Raw genomic sequence first — 25,350 nt, 5'->3', positions numbered from 1 at the left:
GTCGCTCGGTGGTGGCTCGGTCTCGCCGCTCCGGGTCAGAGGGTGAGCAGTTCCTCGTGGAAGCCGCCGAACTCCCTTTCGCCGTCGACCAGATGGATCTCCAGGATCCAGTGGCAGCGGCGTCCGGCCTTGTCGGTGCGGCGCATCGGGGTGTCGTTGGCGGGGGCGATGTACGACTCCGTGTCGGCGCCGTCGATCCACTCGTGCGGGAACTCCCCGACGAGGTGTCCGGCGTGCCAGCCGCCGAGTTGCCAGCCCGCTTCCTTCGCGAGCCGCTCCACCTCGGCGTAGAGCCGGGCGCCGGTGATGTCCGGGTCGGCCTCGAAGAAGCTCCGGCCGGCCGCGAAGATCTTGGGCAGGTCGTCGCGCAGGCGGTGCTTGACGGGGTCGTCGCCGAGCACGAAGGTGCGGCCGAAGTCGGCCTCGTACTCCTCGAAGATCGGCCCGAAGTCGGCGAAGACGATGTCGTCCGCGCCGATCACCCGGTCCGGCGGGTTCTCGCGGTAGGGCTTGAGGGTGTTCAGCCCGGAGCGCACGATCCGCTTGTGCCAGTGCCGGGTGGTGCCGAACAACTCGTCGGCCAGGTCCCGGACGCGGTCGCTGACCGCCCGTTCCCCCTCGCCGGGCGCGACCAGCCCGCGCTCGCCGATCTCCGCGAAGAGCCGCTCGGCCTTCGCCTGGGCGTCCAGCAGCCTGGCCGCGCGCGTGGGTTCGTCATCCGCCATGCGGCCGAAGGTAGTCATCGGGATCTTCTCCGGCAACGGGGTTACCCGGCCCCCTTCCGGCGCACGGCCCGCGCCAGGAAGTGCCGGGCCGCGTCCTCGTAGCGGGTCAGGTCCCAGCCGGCGGTGTCCAGGGCGGGGCGCAGGTTCGCCTCGGCCAGCGGGTCGGCGGGGTCGAGTGCGCAGCCGTGCCGGGCGGCGCGCTCGGCACGCCCCGAGGGGTGGTAGAGCAGCAGGACTCCGCCCGGGGAGGTCACCCGGGCCCACTCCCGCAGGGCGGCGGCGGGCTCGGGGACGTGATCGACGAGGCCCGCGCTGAAGACGCCGTCCAACGCACCCGCGGGCAACGGGAGTCGGCAGGCGTCGGCCAGCAACAGGCCCGTACGGCCCAGACGGGCGGCGGCCGTGAGCATCGCGGGCGTGAGGTCCGCTCCGAGCACGACACCGCTCGCGCCGACCGCGTCCCGCAGGGCGTCCATCGCGCGACCGCTGCCGCAGCCGACGTCCAACACCCGCTGCCCCGGCCGCAGTTGCATACGGGAGACGGCTTCGGCGTACCGGGGGGTGTCGACCGCGAACCGCTCCTCCCAGGTGGCGGCGCGGGAGGTGAAGAAGGCGCGGGTGGTGGTCGCCTGGGCGCGGGTCGCCACGAGGGCGGCGAAGCGCGCGAACAACGTGTCGCGAAAGCGGGCGAGTTCCTCGAGGTCCGCCGCGGTGACCGTGGCCGCCGGGGAGTCGAGTGCCGTCTTGTCCGGCTCCGGCTCGAACCCGAGTCCCCACGCCGAGCGACCGATCCGGAACGCCCCGACCGGCCGAAGCGGGCCCGAGGCGAGCACGGTCGCGCCGGCCGGGAGGTCCACGGCGCCGGCCGGCCGGTACGGCACCCGCAGACGGGCGGGGAGTCCGGCGAACAGCGGGTCGTCGGAGGCGGCCGGGGTCGCCCGTACGTCCTCCCAGCCGACCTCACCACCGCAGCCCCGACCGGCAAAGGCACCGGCCCTAGCACCGGCACCAGCACCGGCACCCGCACCCGCACCCGCCACTCCACCTGCGGCCACCGCGAGCAACCCGGCGCCCGGCCCCACCCCGAGCACGGGCACCTCGGCCTCCAGCGCGGCCCGCACCAGCGCCGACTCGGCGGAGCGGTGCGGGAGATCGTCGTACGACCGCTGCGGCCCGCCCGGTACGACCAGGGCCGTCAGTCCGGCCGGGGAGTCCGGGAGCGGGTCGCCCGCCCAGGTGCGGCAGGTCCGCAGCGGGAGTCCGGCCGCCCGCAGGGCCGTGTCGACGGCGTCCTCGTGCGGGGTGTGCCGGACGATCAGGACGCCGGTCGGCGGCCATCGGGTCGCCGCCCTCGACGTACGGCTCGGTGTCACGTCCAACCGGGGTAACCGCCGTCCACGCGGATCGAGTTGATGCCGCTGATGTGCCGCGCGCCGCAGCGGTCCTGGGGCAGGACGAGCTGGGGGCCCGCGCGGTCGAGCGGGGCGGTGTCGATGGTGACCGCGAGGAGGACGGGGGCGCGGCCGAAGTCGGGGTCGATCTCCGCCCAGGAGAGCAGGGCGTGGTGGCCGTCCACGCCGGAGACCGCGATCAGGAAGCGCAGCCGGTCCTTGCGGCGGACCGGGTCGAAGCCGGGGCCCGCGGCCGAGAGGACGTCGTGCAGGAGCGGCCCGGTGAAGCGGTGGCGCTGGACGCCGCTGGTGGCGCACTCGAAGCTGACGTCGGCCGCGTGCTGCGGCCAGGCGAGCAGGTCGGGCACGGTCAGCCGGGCCGGACGGGTCAGATCACCGGTGAGGGCGAGCTCCGCCACCGGACCGGCGGCTGTGAGGGACTGACTCACGGGCTACCACCTCCCGGATGACCGTACCCGGACCGGCGTCCCGTACAAACGCACATGCCAACCTGATAGATCACGATTCCGGCTCATGCGATGCGACAGGAGACTTTTCCCTCGCATCTGCGTCAGTATCATCAGCGTATGCACACCTACCGGATCGGGGACGCGGCCGCACTGCTCGGCGTCAGCGCCGACACCGTGAGGCGTCTGGTGGACGGCGGGAAACTCACCGCCGGACGCGACGAGCTGGGCCGCCGGATCATCCCGGGGCCGGCTCTCGCGGCCTACGCCCGGCGGATGCACCGGACGGAGCGGGAGAGCACGGGTTCATCGGCCCGCAACCGCTTCCGGGGCATCGTCACCGACGTGATCCTCGGGGACGTGTCGGCGCAGGTGGAGATCCAGGCCGGACCGTTCCGGGTGGTGGCGATGGTCAGCCGTGAGTCGGCTGAGGAGCTGAAGCTGGAGCCCGGGGTTCCGGCGGTGGCCGTGATCAAGTCGACCAACGTGGTCGTCGAGAGACCGTAGCGGGCCCTTCGGGGCCGACAGTGATGTCATGTCCGCGAGGACAAGAGGGAGTGGACCGTGATGACCCGTACCGCGCGCCGGAACCGCCGTACCCTGCAGGTGGCCGGGGCAGGCGCCGCCGCGCTGCTGGCCCTGAGCGCCTGCTCGTCCTCCGACTCGGACTCCTCGTCCACGAAGTCGGACTCCTCGGCGTCCGCGTCCGCCTCGGACAAGCTCTCCGGCACGGTGACGGTGTTCGCGGCCGCCTCCCTGAAGGAGAGCTTCACGGCGCTGGGCAAGGAGTTCGAGACGGCCCACCCGGGCACGAAGGTCACCTTCAGCTTCGGCGGCAGCGACTCGCTGGCCGCGAGCATCACCGGCGGCGCCCCGGCGGACGTGTTCGCCTCGGCCAGCCCCAAGACCATGAAGATCGTCACGGACGCCGGGGACGCCTCGGGCGCCCCCGCCACCTTCGTGCGCAACCAGCTGGAGATCGCCACCCTGCCCGGCAACCCGGACAAGGTCGCCTCGCTGAAGGACCTCACGAACAAGGACCTGAAGGTCGTGCTGTGCGACAAGACGGTGCCGTGCGGGGCCGCCGCGCAGAAGGCTCTGGACGCCGCCAAGCTGAAGCTCACGCCGGTCTCCTACGAGCAGGACGTCAAGGCCGCGCTGACGAAGGTCGAGCTGAAGGAGGCCGACGCGGCCGTCGTCTACAAGACCGATGTGCACGCGGCGGGTGACAAGGTGGAGGGCGTGGAGTTCCCCGAGTCGGCCGGCGCCATCAACGACTACCCGATCACCCTGCTCAAGGACGCGCGGAACACCGACGCCGCCAAGGCGTTCATCGCACTCGTGCAGTCCGCCGAGGGCCAGAAGGTCCTGTCCGAGGCCGGGTTCCTGAAGCCGTGACCCCTCCTCCGCCGGGCCCGTCCGACGCCGCGACCGAGACCCTCCGGGGCGGGCCGCGGCGCCGGCGCGTCCGGCCGGCCGGCGTCGGTCGCGGTGTTCCGCTGCCCCTGCTGGTGCCCGCGCTGCTGGGTCTCGCGTTCCTGGTCGTGCCGCTGATCGCGCTTCTCGTACGAGCGCCCTGGCGGAGCATGCCCGAGCAGCTGACCAGCACCGATGTCTGGCAGGCGCTCCAGCTGTCCCTGGTCTGCGCCACGGCCGCGACCGCGGTGAGCCTGGTCCTCGGGGTGCCGCTGGCCTGGCTGCTGGCGCGCGTGGAGTTCCCCGGCCGTGGCCTGGTCCGCGCCCTGGTCACCCTGCCGCTGGTGCTGCCGCCGGTCGTCGGCGGTGTCGCGCTGCTCATGGCGCTGGGCCGCAACGGAGTCGTCGGCAGGTCGCTGGACTCGTGGTTCGGGATCACCCTCCCCTTCACCACCACCGGGGTCGTGATCGCCGAGGCGTTCGTCGCGATGCCGTTCCTCGTCATCAGCGTGGAGGGCACCCTGCGGGCCGCCGACCCGCGCTACGAGGAGGCGGCGACGACCCTGGGCGCCTCCCGCTTCACCGCGTTCCGCCGGGTCACGCTGCCGCTGATCGCGCCGGGCATCGCCGCGGGGGCGGTGCTGGCATGGGCGCGGGCGCTCGGCGAGTTCGGCGCGACGATCACTTTCGCGGGCAACTTCCCGGGACGGACGCAGACGATGCCGCTGGCCGTGTATCTGGCCCTCCAGAGCGACCCGGAGGCGGCGATCGCACTCAGCCTGGTGCTGCTGGCGGTGTCCGTGGCGGTGCTGGCGGGGTTGCGGGACCGGTGGATGACGGCGGGATGACCGAGGGCGATGAGGGCGATGAGGGCGATGAGGGCGGGATGACCGGAACAGAGATCCACGACAGTGCCCCCGAGGCCCGCCCCGGCGCCCGCGCGGACGGTCTCGACGCCCGTCTCGTCGTGGACCGCGGTACGGGCTTCCGCCTCGACGTGTCCCTGTCCGTCGCCCCGGGCGAAGTCGTCGCGCTGCTCGGCCCGAACGGTGCCGGGAAGACCACCGCGCTGCGCGCCCTCGCCGGTCTGACCCCGCTCACCGACGGTCATCTACGGCTGGACGGCGCCGAGTTGGAGCGTACGCCGCCGGAGTCCCGGCCCGTGGGCGTGGTGTTCCAGGACTATCTGCTCTTCCCGCATCTCACCGCCCTCGACAACGTCGCCTTCGGCCCGCGGTGCCAGGGCGCGAGCAAGGCGGAGGCACGGGCGCGGGCGGCCGAGTGGCTCGACCGGATGGGGCTCGCGGCCCACGCCGGTGTCAAGCCACGCAAGTTGTCCGGCGGCCAGGCCCAACGCGTGGCGCTGGCCCGTGCGTTGGCCACCAGCCCCCGGCTGCTCCTCCTCGACGAGCCCCTCGCCGCCCTGGACGCCCGCACCCGTCTGGAGATCCGGTCCCAACTCCGGCGCCATCTGGCCGAGTTCGAGGCGGTGGCCGTACTCGTCACCCACGACCCGCTGGACGCGATGGTCCTCGCCGACCGTCTGGTGGTCGTGGAGCACGGCGCGGTCGTCCAGGAGGGCGCCCCGTCCCACATCGCCCGGCATCCGCGCACCGACTACATCGCCCAGCTGGTCGGCCTGAACCTCTACCGCGGCGAGGCCGACGGCCACACGGTCCGCCTGGACTCGGGGCCCGCCCTCACCACCACGGAGAACCTCACCGGCCCCGTCTTCGTGGCCTTCCCGCCCAGCGCCGTGACCCTCCATCGCGAACCCCCGGCCGGGTCCAGCGCCCGCAACCACTGGCGCTGCCAGGTGGCCGGCCTGGAGACCCACGGCGACCAGATCCGGGCCGACCTCACGGGCGAACTCCCGCTCGCGGCCGACCTCACGACGGTGGCGGCGGCCGAGCTGGACCTCCATCCGGGGGCGGAGGTATGGGCGGCGGTGAAGGCGGCGCAGACGCACGCGTATCCGGTCTGAGGGGGGGGTGTGGGCGGTACGGGCCGGGCTCCTCGCACCTGCACCCATGAACTCGGCACAGCCACCCGAACGGCCCCCGCCCCCGTCTGCCGGTCTCACCCGGACGGCGTTCAGGACGGGCTGTCCGCCCCGTCCGTTCCTAGCGTGAGGCCATGCGCGGGGCGGTGGCCGCCGGTCCCTCCCGCGAACGCCGGACCGAAGGAGGAGCCCGTGCCCCTGGCCCAGCCCCTGGCCCCCCTCGACCGCCCCTGCGATGACATGCCGGGCATCCGATGACGGCCGCGGAGACCACACCCGCACTGCGCTGCGCGAGCCGCCACTCCGGGCCGCGCGACGGCGAGGAGTGCGGTGCCCGCGCCCGTTTCGAGATCGGCTGCCACGGCCGCTCGCCGCTGATCGTGTGCCCTCAACATCTCGGCCCTGCCCTGCTGTTGGCCGACGGGGTGCTGTGGCCTCCGGAGCTGAGACTGGTGCGGTGAGGGAAGGGGCCGGTGCGCGCGTCCGCCGCCGCCCGGCCCATCCCGTCTTCGCATCCGGGATCGATCACGCCTCCGTCAGCGTGATGTCCTGCTGCTCGGCCGCGTGGAAGCGGGGCAACGGCAGGCCGCCCTGGGGGCTGAGCTCCATGAGGGTCGCCTCGACGTGGGCCGCGCCCGGTTCGAGGGCGCCCGAAGTCGGCTTGCCGGTGTTCTCCCAGACGTGCTCGGCGCCGTCGCAGACCGCGCGGGTGCCGCCGATGCCCTGCCGGACCGACGGGGAGCGCTGCCCCACGGAGGAGCTCACGAACACCGGGCCCGTGCCACCGGTGCAGCGGTACGTGCCGGAGAGCGTGACGGTGCCGTCGTCGGCGATACGGCCGACCGGGTCGACGGTGACGGTCTCGTACGGGTCCGCGCTCGCGGGCAGCGTGGGGGCGGCCAGCAGGAACAGCGCGGCACCGGCGGTGGCGGCGAGGAGGGGGCGTACAGACATGGGCTATCTCCCGGTCGAGTGGGGCAAGAGCCTCCACTGCTACCGGGAACGCGTGCCGACAGCCGTGATCGTCACTCCTTCGGTGGCGAGTCCGCACCGAGCGTCGTGGAACCGTCCGAGAGTTGTCCGCGTGTTGTCACGCTTCCCGTCGGCCCGTTCCGATGAGTTCGCGACGGGAGCATGGTCTACACATACGGATGCGGACCCCATAGGGACGGTCCCACCGATGTGGAGGTGCGCTATGTGTTCTCACCAGTCTTCGTGCCCTGCGTCAGACGGCAACGCCCCGCACGTCGTCGTCGCCCACCCCGAGCAGGGCTGGAACCTGCTGTGCAACGGCGCGATCGTCTTCGACGACACCGGCGAGCTGCTGCCCGACGGCCGGATCGTCGCACCGCACCGCGTGCCGGTCGGCCGGCTGGCCGTCGCCGCCTGACACCTTGCTAGGGCAGTACGGCGAACCCGTCCAGCTCCACCGCCGCCTGGTCGTCCCACAGCCGTACGACCTCCACGACCGCCATGGCCGGATAGTCCCGGCCCGCCAACTCCCGCCAGATGCCCCCCAGTTCACGGACGTGGGCGCGATACGCGGCGATGTCGGTGGCGTAGACGGTGACGCGGGCGAGGTCGGCCGGGGTGCCCCCGGCGGCGCGCAGGGCGGTCAGCAGGTTGGTGAGCGCACGCTCGAACTGCTCGGGGAGGGTCTCCCCCACCACCTTGCCGTCGGCGTCCAGCGCCGTCTGGCCCGCCAGGAAGACCACCCGGGACCCGGTGGCGACGACCGCGTGCGAGAAGCCGGTGGGTGGGGACAGTTCGGGCGGGTTGATGCGCTCGGCGCTCACTTGGCCTCCAGGTCCGCGTACAACTCCCTGGCGATGATGCCCCGTTGGACCTCGCTCGCCCCTTCGTAGATACGTGGGGCGCGCACCTCGCGGTACAGGTGCTCCAGCAGGTGGCCGCGCTGGAGGGCGCGGGCGCCGTGCAGTTGGACCGCGGTGTCGACGACGTACTGGGCGGTCTCGGTGGCGAGCAGCTTCGCCATCGCCACGCGCTTGGGCACGTCCGGGGCGCCTTCGTCGTACGCCGTCGCCGCCGCGTGGACCATGAGGCGGGCCGCGTCCGCGCGCAGGGCCATCTCGGCGACCGAGTGCGCGACGGTCTGGAGGTCCCTCAACTTGCCGCCGAACGCGTCCCGTCGAGCCGTGTGCGCGAGAGCCGCGTCGAGCGCGGCCTGTGCCATGCCGACCGCGAAGGCGCCGACGCTGGGCCGGAAGAGGTTGAGCGTCCCCATGGCGACCCGGAACCCGCGGTCCACCTCGCCGAGGACGTCGTCGGCGCCCACCGGCACGGCGTCGAAGGTGAGGGCGCCGATGGGGTGCGGGGAGAGCATGTCGAGCGCGGCCCCGGTGAGCCCGGGCCGGTCGGCGGGCACGAGGAAGGCGGTCACCCCACGGGCTCCGGCACCGGGGGTGGTCCGCGCGAACACGGTGTAGAAGTCGGCCTCGGGCGCGTTGGAGATCCAGCACTTCTCGCCGGTGAGCCGCCAGCGGGAGGGGCCGTCGGACTCGGCCACGGGGTCACCGGTGTGCGGCCGGCCCACCGCCGAACGCCCCGGCGGAGAGGCCTCCGGCTCCGGGCCCGCCACGTCGACCGACGCCACGGCGGCCGACGCCACGGCATCCGTCGCCGGACCGGGCGGATCGACCGGTGTCACGCCCCCCGGGCCCGCTCCCGGTGAACCACCCACGGCCCCGGCCTCCCCCTCCGCCCGCAGCCCCAGCGCCGCCGCGTCCGACCCCGCCCCCGGCTCGCTCAGCGCGAACGCGGCCACCGCCGTGCCCTCGCTCACCGCCGGCAGCCAGCGCTTGCGCTGGGCCGGGGTGCCGTGGGCGTGGACGGGGTGGGCGCCCAGGCCCTGGAGGGCGAGGGCGGTCTCGGCCTCCGTGCAGCCGTACGCGAGGGACTCCCGCATCAGGCAGAGATCGAGGGCGCCGGAGGTGAACAGGCGCTCCAGCAGGCCGAGTCGGCCCAGTTCGGCGACGAGCGGACGGTTCACCTGGCCCGGCTCGGCCTTCTCCGCGAGCGGGCGCAGCCGTTCCGCGGCGAGGGTGCGCAGCTCCGCACACCAGGCGATCTGTGACGGTTCGAGCGAGAATGCGGGCATTGCCGGTCCCCTCTCTCGACAGGGCCCTACGACAGTATCGCGTGCCGTTGACTGTCGTCACCAACACGATACGCTCCTTGTGCGAGCCCACCATCGACGCCCACAAGGCGGCCCACAAGGCAAGGGGGCGACCCGCCATGAACGTCTCGGCCCATGTCGACACCTTCGCGCGCGACCACCTCCCGCCCCCCGACCAGTGGCCGGAGCTCCGCTTCGACCTCCCGGAGCTGAGGTACCCCGATCGGGTGAACTGTGCCGCCGAGCTGCTGACGGGACCGCCCGACGACCGCCCGGCCTTCCACACCCCGTCCGGCGACACATGGACGTACGGCACACTCCGCGCCCGTGTGGACCGGCTGGCCCACCTCCTCACCGGTGACCTCGGGGTCGTCCCCGGCAACCGCGTCCTGCTGCGCGGCCCGACCACGCCCTGGCTCGCGGCCTGCTGGCTGGCGGTGCTGAAGGCGGGCGCGGTGGCCGTGACGGTGCTGGCCCAGCAGCGCCCGCACGAGCTGGCCACGATGTGTGAGATCGCCCGCATAGAGCACGCCCTGTGCGACATACGGGCCGTCGACGACCTCGCCAAGGCCGAGATACCGGGCCTCAGGATCACGACGTACGGCGGCGACGCCCCGGACGACCTCCTTAACCGCCGGGCGCCCGGGACGCCGTACGACGCCGTGGCGACCGCTGCCGACGACGTGGCGCTGATCGCCTTCACCTCCGGGACCACCGGGCGCCCCAAGGGCTGTATGCACTTCCACCGGGATGTGCTCGCGATAGCCGACACCTTCTCGAAGCATGTGCTGCAACCACATGTGGACGATGTCTTCGCCGGCAGTCCCCCGCTCGGTTTCACCTTCGGACTCGGCGGTCTGGTGGTCTTCCCGATGCGCGCGGGCGCCAGCTCCCTGCTGCTCGAACAGGCCGGTCCCCGGCAGCTGTTGCCCGCGGTCGCCGAGCACCGGGTGTCGGTCCTGTTCACCGCCCCCACCGCCTACCGCGCGATGCTCGAAGAGCTCGACGCGTACGACGTCTCGTCGCTGCGCCGCTGTGTCTCCGCGGGCGAGAACCTGCCCGCGGCCACCTGGCGGGCCTGGCGGGAGCGGACCGGGCTGCGGATCGTCAACGGCATCGGCGCCACCGAGCTGCTGCACATCTTCATCTCCGCGGCCGACGACCTGATCAGGCCCGGGACCACCGGGGTGCCCGTACCCGGCTGGCACGCGCGCGTGGTCGACGAGTCGGGTCACGAACAGCCCGACGGCGAACCCGGCCTGCTCGCCGTCCAGGGGCCCGTCGGCTGCCGTTACCTCGCCGATCCACGGCAGCGCGAGTACGTCCGCGGCGGCTGGAACGTCACCGGCGACACATACATCCGCGAGAACGATGGTTACTTCCGCTATGTGGCCCGCGCCGACGACATGATCATCTCGGCCGGGTACAACATCGCGGGCCCGGAGGTCGAGGACGCGTTGCTGCGTCACCCGGACGTGGTCGAGGCGGCCGTGGTGGGGCGGACCGACGAGGTGCGCGGCCAGGTGGTCGTCGCCTACACCGTCCTCAAGGAGGGTGCCCAGCGGGACGCCGAGGCCCTGCGCGCCTTCGTCAAGGCCGAGTTGGCGCCCTACAAGTGCCCCCGCGAGATCGTCTTCCTGGACGCGCTGCCGCGGACGGCGACCGGCAAGCTCCAGCGGTTCAGACTGCGCACCGGTGGTGACCGGCAGTGATCCACACGACCTAAGATGATCAACGTGTCCGACCAGCATGCACCACGGTCTCTCATCGTCACGCTCTACGGCGCCTACGGCCGCTTCGCACCCGGCCCGGTGCCCGTCGCCGAGCTGATCCGGCTGCTGGCCGCGGTCGGCGTGGACGCCCCCTCCGTACGCTCCTCGGTCTCCCGCCTCAAGCGGCGCGGGCTGCTCCTGCCGGCCCGCACGGCACGGGGCTCGGCCGGCTACGAGCTGTCGCCGGACGCCCGCCAGCTGCTCGACGACGGCGACCGGCGCATCTACGCCGGCACCCCGCCCGAGGACGAGGGCTGGGTGCTCGCCGTGTTCTCGGTCCCGGAATCCGAGCGGCAGAAGCGGCACGTACTGCGCTCACGCCTGTCCGGCCTCGGCTTCGGCACCGCGGCCCCCGGGGTCTGGATCGCCCCGGCACGCCTGTACGAGGAGGCCCGGCACACCCTGGAGCGGCTGCGCCTCGACCCGTACGTCGACTTCTTCCGCGGTGAGCACCTCGGCTTCGCGGCGACCGTCGAGGCGGTGGCCCGCTGGTGGGACCTGGCCGAGATCGCCAAGGAGCACGAGGCGTTCCTGGACCGCCACGCGCGCGTGCTGCGCGACTGGGAGGACCGGGCCGACACCCCGCCCGAGGAGGCCTACCGCGACTACCTCCTCGCCCTCGACTCCTGGCGCCACCTCCCCTACGCCGACCCCGGGCTGCCCGCCCGGCTGCTCCCCGAGGACTGGCCCGGCGGGCGCTCCGCCGCGGTGTTCCGGGGGCTGCACGAACGGCTCCGGGACGCCGGCGCCACGTTCGCCGGAATGTGATCCCCGACACATCACAGGCCCCTAAGACAACCCTCAGGTTCCTCTGTCCCTCTTCTCAAGTTTCTTACCTAGCGTCCCCTGGGTCGTCGTGAGAAAGAAGAGGACCGTTGCGCATCACCACCACGGCAAGGGCTCAGGGAGCCACCGTCTGGCTGACGGGACTGCCGAGCGCGGGCAAGACGACCATCGCCCGCCTGCTCGGTGACCGCCTGAAGGCCGAGGGACACCGGGTGGAGGTCCTCGACGGCGACGAGATCCGCCGCTTCCTCTCCGCCGGCCTCGGTTTCTCCCGCGAGGACCGCAACACCAACGTCCAGCGGATCGGCCTGGTCTCCGAGGTGCTCGCGCGCAACGGCGTGCTGTCCGTCGTCCCGGTGATCGCGCCCTACGCCGACAGCCGCGAGGCCGTCCGCAAACGGCACGACGCGAGCGGGACGCCGTACATCGAGGTACATGTGGCCACCCCGGTCGAGGTGTGCAGCGAACGGGACGTGAAGGGGCTCTACGCCCGCCAGGCGGCAGGTCGGCTGACCGGGCTCACCGGGGTCGACGACCCGTACGAACCGCCGGAGGACCCCTCGCTCGTGCTCAGGACCCAGGACCAGACACCCCAGGAGTCGGCGGACACGGTGTACGCCACGCTGGCGGAGCGGGGGCTGGTGTGAGCGCCTCGAAGCCCTTCGCCCTGTCCCACCTGGACGCCCTTGAGTCCGAGGCGGTGCACATCTTCCGTGAGGTGGCGGGTGAGTTCGAGCGGCCGGTGATCCTGTTCTCCGGCGGCAAGGACTCGATCGTCATGCTGCACCTGGCGCTGAAGGCGTTCGCGCCCGCGTCCGTGCCGTTCTCCCTCCTCCATGTGGACACCGGACACAACTTCCCCGAGGTCCTTGAATACCGGGACCGTGTGGTCGCCGCACATGGGCTGCGCCTCCATGTGGCCTCCGTACAGGACTACATCGACCGCGGTGTGCTGAAGGAACGCCCGGACGGGACCCGCAACCCGCTCCAGACCCTCCCGCTCACCGAGAAGATCCAGGCGGAGAAGTTCGACGCGGTCTTCGGCGGCGGCCGAAGGGACGAGGAGAAGGCCCGCGCCAAGGAGCGCGTCTTCTCGCTGCGGGACGAGTTCTCGCAGTGGGACCCTCGCCGCCAGCGCCCCGAACTGTGGAACCTCTACAACGGCCGCCACGCACCCGGCGAACACGTCCGCGTCTTCCCTCTCAGCAACTGGACCGAGCTCGACGTCTGGCAGTACATCGCCCGCGAGGAGATCGAGCTGCCGGAGATCTACTACGCCCACCACCGCGAGGTCTTCCGGCGCAACGGGATGTGGCTGACGGCGGGTGAGTGGGGCGGGCCCAAGGACGGCGAGACCGTCGAGAAGCGGCAGGTCCGCTATCGCACGGTCGGTGACATGTCCTGCACGGGTGCCGTCGACTCAGAGGCCGACAGCATAGAGAAGGTGATCGCCGAGATCGCGGCCTCCCGGCTCACCGAGCGCGGTGCCACCCGCGCCGACGACAAGATGTCTGAGGCCGCGATGGAAGACCGCAAGCGCGAAGGGTATTTCTAGAGATGACCGTGGACACACTCCGGTTCGCGACGGCGGGCTCCGTCGACGACGGAAAGTCGACCCTCGTGGGCCGGCTGCTGCACGACTCGAAGTCGGTGCTGGCCGACCAGTTGGAGGCCGTCGAGCAGGCCTCCCTGAGCCGTGGCCAGGACGTGCCCGACCTCGCACTGCTCACCGACGGACTGCGCGCCGAGCGTGAGCAGGGCATCACCATCGACGTGGCCTACCGCTACTTCGCCACCCCGCGCAGGCGGTTCATCCTCGCCGACACCCCCGGCCACGTGCAGTACACCCGCAACATGGTCACCGGCGCCTCCACCGCCGAGCTGGCGATCATCCTGGTCGACGCCCGCAACGGAGTCGTCGAGCAGACCCGCCGCCATGCGGCCGTCGCCGCTCTGCTGCGGGTGCCGCACGTCGTGCTCGCCGTCAACAAGATGGACCTGGTCGGGTACGAGGAGCGGGAGTTCGACCGGATCGTCGAGGACTTCGCGGGCCACGCAGCCGAGTTGGGGCTGCCCGGCTTCACCCCGATCCCGGTCTCGGCGCTCGTCGGTGACAACGTGGTGGAGCGTTCGGTCCACATGGACTGGTATCCGGGCCCGGCGCTCCTGGAGTTCCTGGAGAACGTCCCGGTCGGGGACGGGGCCGCCGAAGCACCGGCCCGCTTCCCCGTCCAGTACGTCATCCGGGACGGCGAAGTCCGCCACTACGCCGGTCAGTTGGTGTCGGGTTCGCTGCGGGTCGGCGACCGGGTCACCGTGCATCCGTCCGGCGAGACCTCCGAGATCACCGGCATCGACGTCCTCGGCTCCGCCGAGCGGGAGGCGCACGCGCCGCAGTCGATCGGCGTGCGCCTCGCCGACCAGCGGGACGTCTCGCGCGGCGACATGATCACCGCGGGGGTCGATGTGCCCGCGCTGACCCGGGAGGTCCGGGCGGCCGTCTGCCATCTGGCCGACCGGCCGCTGCGGGTCGGGGACCGGGTCCTGGTCCGGCACACCACCAGGACCGTGAAGGCGATCGTCAAGGACCTCGGCGGGGCAGGCGAGTTGACCGTGAACGACCTGGGCCGGATCACCCTGCGTGCCGCCGAGCCGCTCGCCCTCGACGACTACGCGGTCTCCCGGCGCACCGGCGCGTTCATCCTGATCGACCCGGCCGACGGTTCGACGCTGACGGCGGGCATGGTGGACCTCAACCACCCAGCGTGAGCCGGGGCTTGGGGGCGTCGGTGCGTCCGGTCTGCGGTCGGCGGCTGCCCGCCCGGTAGGGGTCGGGCCAGGCGACACCGGGACCGTCGTAGCCCTGTTCGGCCGCCGCGTGCAGGGTCCAGTGCGGGTCGTAGAGGTGCGGCCGGGCCAGTGCGCACAGGTCCGTACGCCCGGCGAGAAGCAGGGAGTTGACGTCGTCCCAGGAGGAGATGGCGCCGACCGCGATCACCGGGACGCCGGTCTCGTGGCGGATCCGGTCGGCGTACGGCGTCTGGTACGACCGCCCGTACTCCGGGTGCTCCTCGGACACGACCTGCCCGGTCGACACGTCGATCGCGTCGGCGCCGTGCGCGGCGAAGGCGCGGGCGATCCCGACCGCGTCCTCGGCCGTGTTGCCGCCCTCGGCCCAGTCGGTGGCGGAGATGCGGACAGTCATGGGCCGTTCCCGCGGCCAGACTCCCCTGACGGCGTCGAAGACCTCCAGCGGGAAGCGCAGGCGTTCGGTGAGCGAGCCGCCGTAGCCGTCCGTGCGCCGGTTGGTCAGCGGGGAGAGGAAGCTCGACAGCAGGTAGCCGTGCGCGCAGTGCAGTTCGAGCAGGTCGAAACCGGCACGGGCGGCTCGCCACGCGGCTGCGGTGAACTGCTCGCGGATGTCGGCGAGTTGGGCGGGGGTGAGTTCCCGCGGGGTCTGGTTGTCGGCCTTGTACGGGATCGGGGACGGGGCCACGACCGGCCAGTTGCCGTCCGGCAGCGGTTCGTCGATGCCCTCCCACATCAGCTTGGTCGAGCCCTTGCGGCCGCTGTGCCCGAGCTGCACGCCGATCGCGGTGCCCGGGGACCGTGCGTGCACGAAGTCGGTGATCCGCTTCCAGGCGTCAGCCTGCGTTCCGTTGTAGAGGCCGGTGCAGCCGGGTGTGATGCGGCCCTCGGGAGAGACGCACACCATCTCGGTCATCACCAGTCCGGCGCCGCCGAGGGCGCGGGCGCCGAGGTGGACCAGGTGGAAGTCGTCGGGGAGGCCGTCGGTGGCGGAGTACATGTCCATCGGCGACACCACGACCCGGTTGCGCAGGGTCAGTTCGCGCAGCCGGAACGGTGTGAACATCGGGGGCGTGCCCGGTTCGCAGCCGAACTCGCGCTCCACGGAGCCGGTGAAGCGGGCGTCGCGCAGGCGCAGGTTGTCGTGGGTGACGCGGCGGCTGCGGGTGAGCAGGTTGAAGGCGAACTGGCGGGGCGGCTGGTCGAGGTACAGGCCGAGGTTCTCGAACCACTCCAGGCTGGCGCGGGCGGCACGCTGGGTGGAGGCGACGACGGGTTTGCGTTCCGTCTCGTAGGCCGCCAACGCCGTTGCCAGGTCCGGCTGTTCCTCCAGGCAGGCCGCCAGGGCGAGGGCGTCCTCGACGGCGAGCTTGGTACCGGAGCCGATGGAGAAGTGGGCGGTGTGGGCGGCGTCCCCGAGCAGCACGGTGTTGTCGTGCGACCAGTGTGCGTTGACCACCGTGCGGAAGGTGGTCCAGGTCGACTTGTTGGAGCGCAGCGGACGGCCGCGGAGTGTCTCCGCGAAGATCTTGGCGCAGCTCTCGATCGACTCCTGCGGGGTGGCCTCGTCGAAGCCCGCGGACCTCCAGACCTCCTCGCGCATCTCGATGATCACGGTGGAGGCGTCGGGGGCGTAGGGGTAGCCGTGGAGTTGCATCACGCCGTGTTCGGTCTCGGCGATCTCGAAACGGAAGGCGTCGAAGGGGAAGTCGGCGGCGAGCCAGATGTAGCGGCAGTGGTGTGAGACCACATGGGGGCGGAACACATGGGTGTGGGCCTCGCGTGTGGTGCTGTTGACTCCGTCGGCCGCGATGACGAGGTCGTGGGTCCGGGCGAGGTCGGGTGGGGCCTCGGTGCGGAAGCGGAGGTCCACGCCGAGGGTGCGGCAGCGGGTGTGGAGGATTTCCAGGAGCCGTTTGCGGCCGAGTGCGGCGAAGCCGTGGCCTCCGGACGTGTGGCGGGTGCCTCGGTGGACGATGTCTATGTCGTCCCAGCGGACGAAGTCGGACCGCATCGCTTCGTAGACCGTCGGGTCCGCGTGCTCTATGCCGCCGAGGGTTTCGTCGGAGAGGACCACGCCGAAGCCGAAGGTGTCGTCGGGGGCGTTGCGTTCCCAGACGGTGACTTCTCTGTGGGGGTCGAGGCGTTTCAGCAGGGCTGCGGCGTAGAGGCCGCCGGGGCCGCCGCCGATGATCGCAACTCGTAGGGGGCGGCTGGTCCTGGTCGGCGGGTGCGGGCTCGTTGTGGCTGGTCGCGCCCACGCGGCGGTAGCCGCAGATTCAGCACAGTCTCGCGCCCCTGGAGGTCGGGACACCTACCGCCCCTTCCACTTGGGAGGGCGCTTCTCTTTGAACGCCGTATGGAACTCCTTGTAGTCCTCGCCGTTCATCAGCAGGGCCTGGGTCGAGGCGTCCAGCTCGATGCTTGCCGCCAAGGGCATGTCCAGCTCCGCCGTCAGCAGGGCCTTCGTCTGGGCGTGGGCCAGGGCCGGGCCCTCGGCCAGACGGCGGGCGAGAGCAAGAGCAGTCCCGTCGGATCCACCCTCCTCCGTCAACTCGCTGATCAGGCCGATGCGTTCGGCCTCCGGGGCGCGGACCGGTTCGCCCAGCATCAGGAGCCGGGTCGCGTGGCCCAGCCCCACCACCCTCGGCAGCAGGTAGGCCGCGCCCATGTCGCCGCCGGACAGGCCCACTCGGGTGAACAGGAAGGCGAAGCGGGCCGAGGGGTCGGCCACCCGGAAGTCGGCGGCCAGGGCCAGGACCGCGCCCGCGCCCGCCGCCACTCCGTGGACCGCCGCGATCACCGGGAAGGGGCACTCCCGTACGGCCCGCACCACCTGGCCCGTCATCCGGTTGAAGTCGAGGAGCTGGGCGGTGTCCATGGCGAGGGTCGCGCCGATGATCTCGTCGACGTCGCCGCCGGAGCAGAAGCCGCGGCCCTCGCCGGCCAGCACCAGGGCGCGGACGGAGCGCTCGCGGGAGAGTTCGAAGAGCAGGTCGCGCAGGTCGGCGTAGGCGCCGAAGGTGAGCGCGTTGAGTTTCTCAGGGCGGGCGAGGGTGACCGTGGCGACGCCGTCGGTGAGGTCGACGCGCAGGTGCCGCCAGTCGGAGGTGCGGGCGGCGGAGCCGGTGAAGGGACTCATGTGGTGCGGCCTCCTCGTGCTCGGTGAAGTGCGAGGTCCGACCTGTGCTCTACCCAACGAAGCTATCACCCATCTTTGACTGTCGTCACGAGTGCGCGATAGACGCAGGTGAAGGTGACCTGGACCCGTCACAGCCGTCACGGCTCGTCGACAGACCGGCAACGGCGGGAGCAGCGCCGGGAGGAAAGCCGTTCCTACGGGTAAGCCGCCTGCCAACGGGGCCGAAGGTCCCGTACGGTGCCCGCCGGACGCCTCTGTCGACGGCGCCGTACCATTCATAAGGTTGAAAGCAGGACAGCCTGCTCATGAACGGACCCGCCTTGCAAGATCGCCCCTCAGCCTCCGCCTCCTGGCGCATCGCGCTGCCGCACTCCGCCGCGGCCGTGCCCGTGGCGCGTGCCCTGGTCCGCACCGCACTGGCCGAGCTGGAGCACGGGGCGGACAGCGACACCGCGGAGCTGCTGACGGCCGAGCTGGTGGCGAACGCCGTGGAGCACACGGCCGGCGACACGCCGATAGAGCTGGTGGTCGAGCTGCTCCCCACCGGCTGCCAGGTGGAGGTGCACGACCCGGACCCGGCGCCCTCGGGCCATCTGACCCAGCCGGACACCACGGACCCGGACCCGTGGCAGGAACACGGCAGGGGCCTGCTGCTGATCCGGGCGCTCAGCTCGTCCTGCGGCCACCGGCCCACGGAGACGGGCAAGGCGGTGTGGTTCCGGCTGCCGGCGGCGCCGCCGCAGTGGCACCCGGCGTGACGCTCAGGCCAGCGTCGCGACCAGCACGGCCTTGATGGTGTGCAGCCGGTTCTCCGCCTCGTCGAACACCACCGAGTGCCCTGACTCGAACACCTCATCGGTGACCTCCAGGGACTCCAGGCCGTAGGTCTCGAAGATCTCCTGCCCCACCTTCGTACCGAGGTCGTGGAACGCCGGCAGACAGTGCAGGAACTTGACGTCCGCGTTCCCGGTCGCCCGCAGGACGTCCGCCGTCACGGCGTACGGCGACAGCGCGGCGATCCGCTCCTCCCAGACCTCCTTGGGCTCCCCCATCGAGACCCAGACGTCGGTGGCGACGAAGTCCGCCCCCCGCACGCCCTCCTCCAGCGACTCGGTGAGGGTGATCCGCGCCCCGCTGTCGACGGCGAGCGCACGGGCCCGCTCGACGACGTCCTGCGCGGGCCAGTAGCTCTTCGGCGCGACGATCCGTACGTCCATGCCGAGCAGCGCGCCGGTGACCAGGTAGGAGTTGCCCATGTTGAAGCGCGCGTCGCCGAGGTAGGCGTAGGCGATCTCCGGGACCGGCTTCGTGGTGTGCTCGGTCATCGTGAGCACCTCGGCCAGCATCTGGGTGGGGTGCCAGTCGTCGGTGAGCCCGTTGTAGACCGGCACACCGGCGTACGCGGCCAGCTCCTCGACCTTCCGCTGGCTGTCCCCGCGGTACTCGATCCCGTCGTACATACGACCGAGCACGCGCGCGGTGTCCCGTACGGACTCCTTGTGCCCGATCTGCGAGCCGGACGGGTCCAGGTAGGTCGTCGAGGCCCCCTGGTCCGCCGCGGCGACCTCGAACGCGCAGCGGGTGCGGGTCGAGGTCTTCTCGAAGATCAGCGCGATGTTCTTCCCGCCCAGGTGGCGCGCCTCGGTCCCGGCCTTCTTGGCGGCCTTCAGCTCGGCGGCCAGCGCGACCAGGCCGAGGAACTCCTCGGCCGTGAAGTCGAGCTCCTTGAGGAAGTGGCGCCCGGCGAGGGCGGTGGGGACTGTCGCCATGGGGGCGCTCCAGAGGAATGAGAACAGGACTCTGGAAGTCTATACGATATTCAGCATTTCTATACAGTCCTATACGGCCCTACACGGCCTCCCTCTCCACCGGGCAGCTCATGCAGCGCGGCCCGCCCCGCCCCCGCCCCAGCTCGCTGCCCGGGATCTCGATGACCTCGATGCCCCGCTTGCGCAGATGGGTGTTGGTGGTGGCGTTGCGCTCGTAGGCGACGACGACACCCGGTTCGACGGCGAGGACGTTGCAGCCGTCGTCCCACTGCTCGCGCTCGGCCGCGTGCACGTCCTGGGTGGCGGTCAGCACCCGGATCTCGCTGAGCCCCAGCGCGGCGGCGATCGCGCGGTGCATGTGCTCCGGCGGATGGTCGGTGACCTTGAGCTCCTTGTCGCCGACGCCCGGCTCGATGGTGTACGACCGCAGCATGCCGAGCCCCGCGTACTGGGTGAAGGTGTCGCCGTCGACCATCGTCATCACCGTGTCGAGATGCATGAAGGCGCGGCGCTTCGGCATGTCCAGGGCCACGATCGACTGCGCGGAGCCCTCGGCGAAGAGCTTGTGCGCGAGCATCTCGACGGCCTGGGGCGTGGTGCGCTCGCTCATGCCGATGAGGACGGCGCCGTTGCCGATGACGAGGACGTCCCCGCCCTCGATGGTGGACGGGTAGTCGGCCTGCCCCTCGGACCAGATGTGGAAGGTCTCGTCGCGGAAGAGCGGGTGGTGGCGGTAGATCGCCTCGAAGTGGACCGTCTCGCGCTGCCGGGCGGGCCACTTCATGGCGTTGACGGAGACGCCGTCGTAGATCCAGGCAGAGGTGTCGCGGGTGAAGAGGTGGTTGGGGAGGGGGGCGAGGAGGAAGTCGTCGAGGTCCATGACGTGGAAGCGCACGGAGGTCGGCTCCGGGTGCGCGGCCAGGAACTCCCGCTTCGTCATGCCGCCGACGAGGGCCTCCGCCAGCTCCGGGGCGGGCAGGGTCTCGAAGGAGGCCCTGAGGTGGTCGGTGGCGAGCGGGCCGTACTCCTTCTCGTCGAAGACACGGTCGAGGACGAGGGACCGGGCCGCCGGGATCGCCAGGGCCTCGGTGAGCAGGTCGCCGAAGAGATGGACGGCGACGCCACGGTCGCGCAGCACGTCGGCGAACCCGTCGTGCTCGGCGCGCGCCCGGCGCACCCAGAGCACGTCGTCGAAGAGGAGCGCGTCCTTGTTGCTGGGGGTGAGCCTTTTGAGCTCGAGATCCGGCCGGTGCAGGATGACGCGGCGCAGCCGCCCGGCTTCGGAGTCGACATGGAATCCCATGCCTCCATCCTGACCAACGGCGGGCGTCTTGACCCCTTCGTTCGTACAGATTTCCCGTTCTCGTCCTCTTGACGATAAACGGTTCCGCCGTTTATCGTCGTACAGACGAAAAGAGGGGACTCGATGGCCGACATCACCCGGCGCCTCGGCTGGCGCCACCTGCGCGGGGCGCCCACAGCGCACATCCGCCACCACCGCGGCGGCAGCCTGCTGCACGACGGACCCGGGCTCAGCTTCTGGTTCCGCGCCCTGACCGCCGCGCTCTCCGAAGTGCCGGTCGACGACCGCGAGTTGGCCATGACCTTCCATGCCCGTACGTCCGACTTCCAGGACGTGGCCGTACAGGCGACGGTCACCTACCGGATCAGCGACCCGGCGCTCGCCGCCGCCCGGCTGGACTTCTCCATCGACCCCGACACCGGGGTGTGGCGCGGCGCCCCGCTGGAACAGCTCGGCACCCTGCTGACGGAGACGGCCCAGCAGCACGCGCTGGACGTCCTCGCCCGTACGTCGTTGTCGTCGGCCCTGGTGGACGGCGTGGCGGCGGTACGGGAGCGGGTCGCGGCGGGCCTGGGCGCGGAGCCGCGGCTCCCGGCGACCGGCATCGAGGTGGTCGCCGTACGCGTGGTGGCCCTGCGGCCCGAACCCGAGGTGGAGCGGGCGCTGCGCACACCGGCCCGTGAGCAGATCCAGCAGGAGGCGGACCGGGCCACCTACGAGCGCCGTGCCGTCGCCGTCGAACGCGAGCGCACGATCGCCGAGAACGAACTCGCCAGCCAGATCGAACTCGCCCGCCGCGAGGAGCAGTTGGTCGAGCAGCGGGGTACGAACGCCAGACGCGAGGCGGAGGAGCACGCGGCGGCGGACGGGGTACGGGCGGAGGCGGAAGCCGCGCGCACGGTGAAGCTCGCCGAGGCGGAGGCGGCGCGTTCCGTACGGCTGGCCCGCGCCGAGGCCGAGGGTGTACGCGAGGTCGGCGCGGCGCGGGCCCAGGCCCAGACCGAGTGGCTCCGGGCCCACGCGGACGTGGAGGTGCCGACACTGAACGCCCTCACCGGCACCCGCCTCGCGGAGAACCTGCCGCACATCGACAGCGTGACGATCTCGCCGGACGTGCTGACGGGATTGCTGGCGCGGCTGGGTGGGCGGGAGCAGGGGTGACGGGGGACGTGAGGGGCGTGGACGAGCGGGGGGCCGCGGGGGCCGGTGAAGGTCTGCGGGAGTCGGCGGTGATCGGCCGCGCGCTCGGTGCGGTCGCCGTCCCACCGCACTCGCCGGAGCGCGCCGCATGAGCCTCGCGCCCCGGGTCGTCCTGGTCCATCGCACTACGGAGTACGAGGAGTTGGTGGCCCACCACGGCACCCACGGTCAGGCCGCCTTCTTCCTCTCCTCGCGCGGCCGGGCCATCGAGGAGGTCGCCGAACGCCATCACCGGGCCCGGCAGGCACTGGCCGAGGTGGCGGCCGCGATTCCGCTGACCTGGCGTCAGGCGCGGGTGGAGCGGGCCGACTTGGACCGTTTCCTGTTCGCCCCCGAGGACGTGGTGGTCGTCGTCGGCCAGGACGGTCTGGTGGCGAACGTCGCCAAGTACCTGTCCGGCCAGCCGGTGTTGGGCATCGACGCCGACCCCGACCGCAACCCGGGTGTCCTGGTTCGCCACCGCTCCCGGGACGCCGCCGCCCTGCTCCCCTCGGCCCTCACCGGCCGGGCCGACGAACTCACCATGGTCGAAGCCGTCGCCGACGACACCCAGCGACTCGTCGCACTCAACGAGATCTACCTGGGCGCCGCCGGACACCAGACGGCCCGATACCGCCTGGGCCTGGAGGACGACGGGGGTGTCGTCGAGGCCCAGGCTTCGTCCGGGGTACTGGTGGGCACGGGGACCGGAGCCACGGGCTGGCTCCGCTCGGTGTGGCAGGAACGGGGCGGCGGCCTACGGTTGCCGGCGCCGACGGAGACCCGCCTCCTCTGGTTCGTCCGCGAGGCCTGGCCGTCCCCGGCCACCGGCACGTCCCTGGTCTCCGGCGAGCTGCCCGCCACCGCGCGCCTCCGACTCACCGTGGAGTGCGAGCGGTTGATCGCCTTCGGGGACGGGATGGAGGGGGACGCGGTGGAGTTGACGTGGGGGCAGCGGGTGGTGGTGGGGGTCTGTGGGGAGCGGTTGCGGTTGGTGGGGTGAGGTTGCGGTCGGTGGGGTGAGGTTGCGGTCGGTGGGGTGAGGTTCGAGACCACCGAACCGGCGCTCCGGCCGCCTCCGGCACCCTCGGTCACCCATCACGCGTCACCCGCCACCCGTCACCCGTCACCCACTCCGCGACAGCTGAAGAAGCTCCGGCCGAGCCAGCATCCGGCGGGACGCGCGACCCGGGTTGAGGACGGCCTGGGCGACGATCCAGCCGGCGAGGGTGTGGGGTTCGGCCGGGTCGGCGATCAGGGCGTCGGCGTAGCGGGGCAGCGCGGCGGCCGGGTCACCGGCGGCGAGGTGTTCGTCGGCGGTGCGCGGAGCGGTGGGACGGGCGGCGAAGGCGTGGGTGCGGACGTCCGGCCAGGCGACTCGGTCGGGACGCAGGCTCGGTGTGTCGGCGCGGGGCACGGGAGCGGCCACCGGGACGACGTTGCGCAGCCGCCACTCCGTGCGGTGCAACGCGGCGGCGGTACGGGCCCGTTCGAGCGCGGCCGGAGGGACGGCTTCACGCAGCCAGCCGTCGAGGGTGCCGGCGAGCCCGGTCACCAGGGCGTGGCCCTGCGCGGTGAGCCGTCCACTGGTGAGCAGGGTGCGGACGACGAGACGGCTCTGCAGGCGTCGTAGCGCGAAGTGGTACCCCGCCTCCTCGACGGCCGGCCCGTCCTGGGCGTCGGCCAGCCGGTCCCGCCAGAATCCCGCGACACCGGTGAAGGCGTACGCGCCGTGCAGCAGCCCGGTGAGATGCCTCGGGTCGGCCCGCCAGGGGGCGTAGTAGCGCTCCGCCCGGTCGTCGTCGAGCAGCGGGAACAGGTGCAGGAGCGCGGCCAGTTTGCTGTGCTGGAACTCGTGGACGAGCGTCTCGGCGAGTGCGAGCGGGGAGGAGGGGCGGGCGATGACCATGGCCCCGAAGGCGTCTCCACTGGAGGCGGAGACCAGGACGGCCGGCGGCGCGGGAGGCGACACGGAAGTACGCCCCCAGGGCACGACAGCCCGAATCCCGACGGGGTCGAACCGCCCGGGCCCGACCCGAGCGCCCCGTCCCTGGAGTATCGCCACGGCCTCCTCGAACACCCGCTGCCAGGCCGCCGCTTCACCGTCATCGAGACGGGCCGGAGGGAGCGGGTCGTCGAGGTCGCGGTAAGGGTCGAGGTCGTCGAGGGGGATGGCGACGGGGCCGGTGGAGGTGGAGTGGGTGAGGGTACGGAGGGGGAGCCAGGGGGTGTGCGGGTCCGCCGGAGAGGGGGTCGCTCCCCCGGTTCCGAGCGGTGCGGTGACCGGGCGGACCGTCACGGACAGGCCGCTCCCGAGTCTGCCCGGCTCCGCGACTCCCCTATCACTGCTCTCTTCTGCCGGTACCAACGTCAACTCGCCATCGCTCACGTGGGCGTGAGCCACCGTCACCCCCGGTGGTCCCCCCGGCAGCCGGGCCAGGCCCAGACCCGGCAGGCACACCTGACCGTCGGTGAGCGGGACGCGCAGGTCGGCCGCCGTACCGGCGAGCAGTGACGCCGAGATCGCCAGGGAGCCCAGGTGTCCCGCGTCCGCCCACAGCGGCGGACCCGTCGCCGTACCGTGCAATCGGCGCAGCATGTGGGCGATCCAGCCGCCGGTGGCCGGGGCGAGGAGGAGTCGGTCGACCGGTCCGGGTGCCGCCTCGGCCGCCGCCTTGAGGACACTCCATGCCTCCGCCGCCGGGGTCAGCGGTGTCGGCAGGGGGCCGAGGTCGTCCAACAGGGTGCGCAGGAGCAGCAGCCTCCGGGCCCGTTCCGCCCGTTCGAGGAACGCCACGGCCTCGGCGGAGCCGCCGCCCGCGGCCACCTCCGCGAAGAGCCGACCCGGCATGCGGAACGGGGCGTGGCGCTGTTCGCTGCTCATGGGCGAGGGACCTCCGGTCACGGGGGCGGGCATGCAGACAGGCCCCGGCGGCGCTCGGGGCGACCGTCGAGGTCCGCCGCAGGTCAGGCGGCACTACTCGGCGCGAGCGGGCTCACCACCACCTCGGATGCCACCGCGAGCGCGCAGCACCTCCTTGAGGAGGCGGGTGGCGGGAGGCAATGGAGACAGGCCGTCCACGGCGGCCAAGGGCAGCGCCGCGACGTCCGCCAGATCGGATTCCCAGACGTGCGTGGCCATGTCGGCAGCCGGCTCACGGTCGGTGACCTCGGCGTGGTGCGCGGGCGGCCGGTCCAAGATGCTCCCCCTTCTCGCACGGTGGCACGCGATGCCCCGCGTCCCTATCCATCATGGCCATTCCTGCCCGGGTCGAAAACCGTACGATCACGCCACTCGATCATTTTTGATCGCCCGGACACCTCACAGAGACGGTGAAATCACGCAGAGCCACGTCGAGTTCGGCCTCCGGTTCAAGACAGCCGCTCATGGCCGCTCCGACGGCGAGCGGTTCGCACCGGACCGTCCGCCGGGATCTGTCGGGCCGGGCGACCA

27 protein-coding genes are annotated in these 25,350 nt (G+C 72.1%); 15 read left to right on the top strand and 12 right to left on the bottom strand.

All coding sequences use genetic code 11. The features are described 5' to 3' along the window. Positions 1-35: 35 nt before the first annotated feature. From G3I78_RS01180 to G3I78_RS01170, 3 genes are read right to left on the bottom strand one after another with little or no spacing between them, the layout of a single operon-like run. Positions 36-725: a M24 family metallopeptidase gene (locus G3I78_RS01180; RefSeq protein ID WP_164420810.1), complete on the bottom strand. Its 690-nt coding sequence runs from the start codon at positions 723-725 to the stop codon at positions 36-38. Positions 726-766: 41 nt separating this feature from the next. Then, a complete protein-coding gene (locus G3I78_RS53080) occupies positions 767-2,098 on the bottom strand; it encodes a methyltransferase domain-containing protein (RefSeq protein ID WP_343243620.1) in 1,332 nt (443 codons plus the stop codon). Further along, positions 2,095-2,565: a molybdopterin-dependent oxidoreductase gene (locus G3I78_RS01170; RefSeq protein WP_164420809.1), complete on the bottom strand. Its 471-nt coding sequence runs from the start codon at positions 2,563-2,565 to the stop codon at positions 2,095-2,097. Before G3I78_RS01170 ends, G3I78_RS53080 begins: the two co-directional genes overlap by 4 nt. Positions 2,566-2,703: 138 nt before the next feature. On the opposite strand from G3I78_RS01170, the gene G3I78_RS01165 reads away from it, so the two are divergent. The 5 genes from G3I78_RS01165 (at position 2,704) to G3I78_RS01145 (ending at position 6,462) form a co-directional block, all read left to right on the top strand. Continuing rightward, positions 2,704-3,090 (top strand): TOBE domain-containing protein, encoded by a 387-nt coding sequence (locus G3I78_RS01165; RefSeq protein ID WP_203614060.1) that lies wholly within the window; start codon positions 2,704-2,706, stop codon positions 3,088-3,090. A 60-nt stretch (positions 3,091-3,150) separates the two neighbouring features. Then, positions 3,151-3,981 carry a molybdate ABC transporter substrate-binding protein gene (modA, locus tag G3I78_RS01160; RefSeq protein WP_164420808.1) on the top strand — a complete coding sequence of 277 codons (831 nt, stop codon included), beginning with the start codon at positions 3,151-3,153 and terminating at the stop codon, positions 3,979-3,981. Beyond that, positions 3,978-4,847, top strand: coding sequence for a molybdate ABC transporter permease subunit (modB, locus tag G3I78_RS51655; RefSeq protein ID WP_164420807.1), 870 nt, complete (start codon positions 3,978-3,980; stop codon positions 4,845-4,847). Before modA ends, modB begins: the two co-directional genes overlap by 4 nt. A gap of 38 nt (positions 4,848-4,885) precedes the next feature. Further along, complete coding sequence (locus tag G3I78_RS51650) at positions 4,886-5,983, top strand: ABC transporter ATP-binding protein (protein ID WP_164420806.1); 1,098 nt, start codon at positions 4,886-4,888, stop codon at positions 5,981-5,983. Positions 5,984-6,255: 272 nt separating this feature from the next. After that, positions 6,256-6,462: a hypothetical protein gene (locus G3I78_RS01145; RefSeq protein ID WP_203614056.1), complete on the top strand. Its 207-nt coding sequence runs from the start codon at positions 6,256-6,258 to the stop codon at positions 6,460-6,462. 64 nt (positions 6,463-6,526) lie between these two features. Here G3I78_RS01145 and G3I78_RS01140 read toward each other — a convergent pair whose 3' ends face one another. Continuing rightward, positions 6,527-6,955 carry a DUF6299 family protein gene (locus G3I78_RS01140; RefSeq protein WP_164420805.1) on the bottom strand — a complete coding sequence of 143 codons (429 nt, stop codon included), beginning with the start codon at positions 6,953-6,955 and terminating at the stop codon, positions 6,527-6,529. 241 nt (positions 6,956-7,196) lie between these two features. On the opposite strand from G3I78_RS01140, the gene G3I78_RS01135 reads away from it, so the two are divergent. Further along, positions 7,197-7,391 carry a DUF5999 family protein gene (locus tag G3I78_RS01135; RefSeq protein WP_164420804.1) on the top strand — a complete coding sequence of 65 codons (195 nt, stop codon included), beginning with the start codon at positions 7,197-7,199 and terminating at the stop codon, positions 7,389-7,391. Positions 7,392-7,398: 7 nt separating this feature from the next. Here the strand turns inward: G3I78_RS01135 and G3I78_RS01130 are convergent, their stop codons facing one another. Both G3I78_RS01130 and G3I78_RS01125 read right to left on the bottom strand, forming a co-directional pair. After that, positions 7,399-7,797 carry a RidA family protein gene (locus tag G3I78_RS01130; RefSeq protein ID WP_164420803.1) on the bottom strand — a complete coding sequence of 133 codons (399 nt, stop codon included), beginning with the start codon at positions 7,795-7,797 and terminating at the stop codon, positions 7,399-7,401. Continuing rightward, positions 7,794-9,119, bottom strand: coding sequence for an acyl-CoA dehydrogenase (locus G3I78_RS01125; protein WP_164420802.1), 1,326 nt, complete (start codon positions 9,117-9,119; stop codon positions 7,794-7,796). The genes G3I78_RS01130 and G3I78_RS01125 overlap by 4 nt, the downstream gene beginning before the upstream one ends. A gap of 137 nt (positions 9,120-9,256) precedes the next feature. On the opposite strand from G3I78_RS01125, the gene G3I78_RS01120 reads away from it, so the two are divergent. The 5 genes from G3I78_RS01120 to G3I78_RS01100 all read left to right on the top strand — a co-directional run bounded on the left by G3I78_RS01120 (position 9,257) and on the right by G3I78_RS01100 (position 14,464). Continuing rightward, entirely contained in the window at positions 9,257-10,849 is a 1,593-nt protein-coding gene (locus G3I78_RS01120) for an AMP-binding protein (protein WP_164421326.1), read from the top strand. A gap of 15 nt (positions 10,850-10,864) precedes the next feature. Beyond that, positions 10,865-11,677, top strand: coding sequence for a PaaX family transcriptional regulator C-terminal domain-containing protein (locus G3I78_RS01115; RefSeq protein WP_164420801.1), 813 nt, complete (start codon positions 10,865-10,867; stop codon positions 11,675-11,677). A gap of 113 nt (positions 11,678-11,790) precedes the next feature. Continuing rightward, positions 11,791-12,342: an adenylyl-sulfate kinase gene (cysC, locus tag G3I78_RS01110; RefSeq protein ID WP_164421325.1), complete on the top strand. Its 552-nt coding sequence runs from the start codon at positions 11,791-11,793 to the stop codon at positions 12,340-12,342. Then, positions 12,339-13,250 carry a sulfate adenylyltransferase subunit CysD gene (gene cysD / locus G3I78_RS01105; RefSeq protein ID WP_164420800.1) on the top strand — a complete coding sequence of 304 codons (912 nt, stop codon included), beginning with the start codon at positions 12,339-12,341 and terminating at the stop codon, positions 13,248-13,250. The genes cysC and cysD overlap by 4 nt, the downstream gene beginning before the upstream one ends. Positions 13,251-13,252: 2 nt before the next feature. Then, the gene (locus G3I78_RS01100; RefSeq protein ID WP_164420799.1) at positions 13,253-14,464 is read left to right on the top strand and encodes a GTP-binding protein; all 1,212 of its coding nucleotides are present in this window, start codon (positions 13,253-13,255) and stop codon (positions 14,462-14,464) included. On the opposite strand, the gene G3I78_RS01095 is transcribed toward G3I78_RS01100, so the two are convergent. Further along, on the bottom strand, positions 14,448-16,697 hold the full coding sequence (locus G3I78_RS01095; protein ID WP_164421324.1) for a bifunctional salicylyl-CoA 5-hydroxylase/oxidoreductase: 2,250 nt from the start codon (positions 16,695-16,697) through the stop codon (positions 14,448-14,450). The genes G3I78_RS01100 and G3I78_RS01095 overlap by 17 nt on opposite strands. A gap of 120 nt (positions 16,698-16,817) precedes the next feature. Beyond that, positions 16,818-17,645, bottom strand: coding sequence for an enoyl-CoA hydratase family protein (locus G3I78_RS01090; protein ID WP_164420798.1), 828 nt, complete (start codon positions 17,643-17,645; stop codon positions 16,818-16,820). Between the two features lie 305 nt (positions 17,646-17,950). On the opposite strand from G3I78_RS01090, the gene G3I78_RS01085 reads away from it, so the two are divergent. Then, on the top strand, positions 17,951-18,403 hold the full coding sequence (locus G3I78_RS01085; protein ID WP_164420797.1) for an ATP-binding protein: 453 nt from the start codon (positions 17,951-17,953) through the stop codon (positions 18,401-18,403). A 3-nt stretch (positions 18,404-18,406) separates the two neighbouring features. Here the strand turns inward: G3I78_RS01085 and argF are convergent, their stop codons facing one another. Together argF and G3I78_RS01075 are read right to left on the bottom strand one after the other, a co-directional pair. After that, entirely contained in the window at positions 18,407-19,414 is a 1,008-nt protein-coding gene (gene argF, locus G3I78_RS01080) for an ornithine carbamoyltransferase (RefSeq protein WP_164420796.1), read from the bottom strand. Between the two features lie 79 nt (positions 19,415-19,493). Then, positions 19,494-20,717, bottom strand: a complete 1,224-nt coding sequence (locus G3I78_RS01075) for an arginine deiminase (protein ID WP_164420795.1) — start codon at positions 20,715-20,717, stop codon at positions 19,494-19,496. 123 nt (positions 20,718-20,840) lie between these two features. On the opposite strand from G3I78_RS01075, the gene G3I78_RS01070 reads away from it, so the two are divergent. From G3I78_RS01070 to G3I78_RS01065, 3 genes are read left to right on the top strand one after another with little or no spacing between them, the layout of a single operon-like run. Further along, entirely contained in the window at positions 20,841-21,878 is a 1,038-nt protein-coding gene (locus G3I78_RS01070) for an SPFH domain-containing protein (RefSeq protein ID WP_164420794.1), read from the top strand. Then, on the top strand, positions 21,875-22,009 hold the full coding sequence (locus G3I78_RS52750; RefSeq protein WP_275424773.1) for a hypothetical protein: 135 nt from the start codon (positions 21,875-21,877) through the stop codon (positions 22,007-22,009). Before G3I78_RS01070 ends, G3I78_RS52750 begins: the two co-directional genes overlap by 4 nt. Further along, positions 22,006-22,899 carry an NAD(+)/NADH kinase gene (locus G3I78_RS01065; protein ID WP_164420793.1) on the top strand — a complete coding sequence of 298 codons (894 nt, stop codon included), beginning with the start codon at positions 22,006-22,008 and terminating at the stop codon, positions 22,897-22,899. The genes G3I78_RS52750 and G3I78_RS01065 overlap by 4 nt, the downstream gene beginning before the upstream one ends. Before the next feature lie 123 nt (positions 22,900-23,022). On the opposite strand, the gene G3I78_RS01060 is transcribed toward G3I78_RS01065, so the two are convergent. Continuing rightward, the gene (locus G3I78_RS01060; RefSeq protein ID WP_164420792.1) at positions 23,023-24,780 is read right to left on the bottom strand and encodes an HEXXH motif domain-containing protein; all 1,758 of its coding nucleotides are present in this window, start codon (positions 24,778-24,780) and stop codon (positions 23,023-23,025) included. A 93-nt stretch (positions 24,781-24,873) separates the two neighbouring features. Further along, complete coding sequence (locus tag G3I78_RS01055) at positions 24,874-25,095, bottom strand: hypothetical protein (protein WP_164420791.1); 222 nt, start codon at positions 25,093-25,095, stop codon at positions 24,874-24,876. Positions 25,096-25,350: the final 255 nt, after the last annotated feature.

Origin of the sequence: Streptomyces sp. SID13726 (assembly GCF_010548375.1) — a bacterium.
Classification (GTDB): domain Bacteria; phylum Actinomycetota; class Actinomycetes; order Streptomycetales; family Streptomycetaceae; genus Streptomyces.
This window is presented reverse-complemented; position numbering and strand designations above follow the sequence as displayed.

What these genes read in the sequence shown, in the direction of transcription:
- G3I78_RS01180 (WP_164420810.1), bottom strand. Translation starts at nt 725, where the DNA reads ATGGCGGATGACGAACCCACGCGCGCGGCCAGGCTGCTGGACGCCCAG.
- G3I78_RS01165 (WP_203614060.1), top strand. Translation starts at nt 2,704, where the DNA reads ATGCACACCTACCGGATCGGGGACGCGGCCGCACTGCTCGGCGTCAGC.
- modA (WP_164420808.1), top strand. Translation starts at nt 3,151, where the DNA reads ATGACCCGTACCGCGCGCCGGAACCGCCGTACCCTGCAGGTGGCCGGG.
- G3I78_RS51650 (WP_164420806.1), top strand. Translation starts at nt 4,886, where the DNA reads ATGACCGGAACAGAGATCCACGACAGTGCCCCCGAGGCCCGCCCCGGC.
- G3I78_RS01145 (WP_203614056.1), top strand. Translation starts at nt 6,256, where the DNA reads ATGACGGCCGCGGAGACCACACCCGCACTGCGCTGCGCGAGCCGCCAC.
- G3I78_RS01140 (WP_164420805.1), bottom strand. Translation starts at nt 6,955, where the DNA reads ATGTCTGTACGCCCCCTCCTCGCCGCCACCGCCGGTGCCGCGCTGTTC.
- G3I78_RS01135 (WP_164420804.1), top strand. Translation starts at nt 7,197, where the DNA reads ATGTGTTCTCACCAGTCTTCGTGCCCTGCGTCAGACGGCAACGCCCCG.
- G3I78_RS01125 (WP_164420802.1), bottom strand. Translation starts at nt 9,119, where the DNA reads ATGCCCGCATTCTCGCTCGAACCGTCACAGATCGCCTGGTGTGCGGAG.
- G3I78_RS01120 (WP_164421326.1), top strand. Translation starts at nt 9,257, where the DNA reads ATGAACGTCTCGGCCCATGTCGACACCTTCGCGCGCGACCACCTCCCG.
- G3I78_RS01115 (WP_164420801.1), top strand. Translation starts at nt 10,865, where the DNA reads ATGATCAACGTGTCCGACCAGCATGCACCACGGTCTCTCATCGTCACG.
- G3I78_RS01100 (WP_164420799.1), top strand. Translation starts at nt 13,253, where the DNA reads ATGACCGTGGACACACTCCGGTTCGCGACGGCGGGCTCCGTCGACGAC.
- G3I78_RS01090 (WP_164420798.1), bottom strand. Translation starts at nt 17,645, where the DNA reads ATGAGTCCCTTCACCGGCTCCGCCGCCCGCACCTCCGACTGGCGGCAC.
- G3I78_RS01085 (WP_164420797.1), top strand. Translation starts at nt 17,951, where the DNA reads ATGAACGGACCCGCCTTGCAAGATCGCCCCTCAGCCTCCGCCTCCTGG.
- argF (WP_164420796.1), bottom strand. Translation starts at nt 19,414, where the DNA reads ATGGCGACAGTCCCCACCGCCCTCGCCGGGCGCCACTTCCTCAAGGAG.
- G3I78_RS01075 (WP_164420795.1), bottom strand. Translation starts at nt 20,717, where the DNA reads ATGGGATTCCATGTCGACTCCGAAGCCGGGCGGCTGCGCCGCGTCATC.
- G3I78_RS01070 (WP_164420794.1), top strand. Translation starts at nt 20,841, where the DNA reads ATGGCCGACATCACCCGGCGCCTCGGCTGGCGCCACCTGCGCGGGGCG.
- G3I78_RS01065 (WP_164420793.1), top strand. Translation starts at nt 22,006, where the DNA reads ATGAGCCTCGCGCCCCGGGTCGTCCTGGTCCATCGCACTACGGAGTAC.
- G3I78_RS01060 (WP_164420792.1), bottom strand. Translation starts at nt 24,780, where the DNA reads ATGAGCAGCGAACAGCGCCACGCCCCGTTCCGCATGCCGGGTCGGCTC.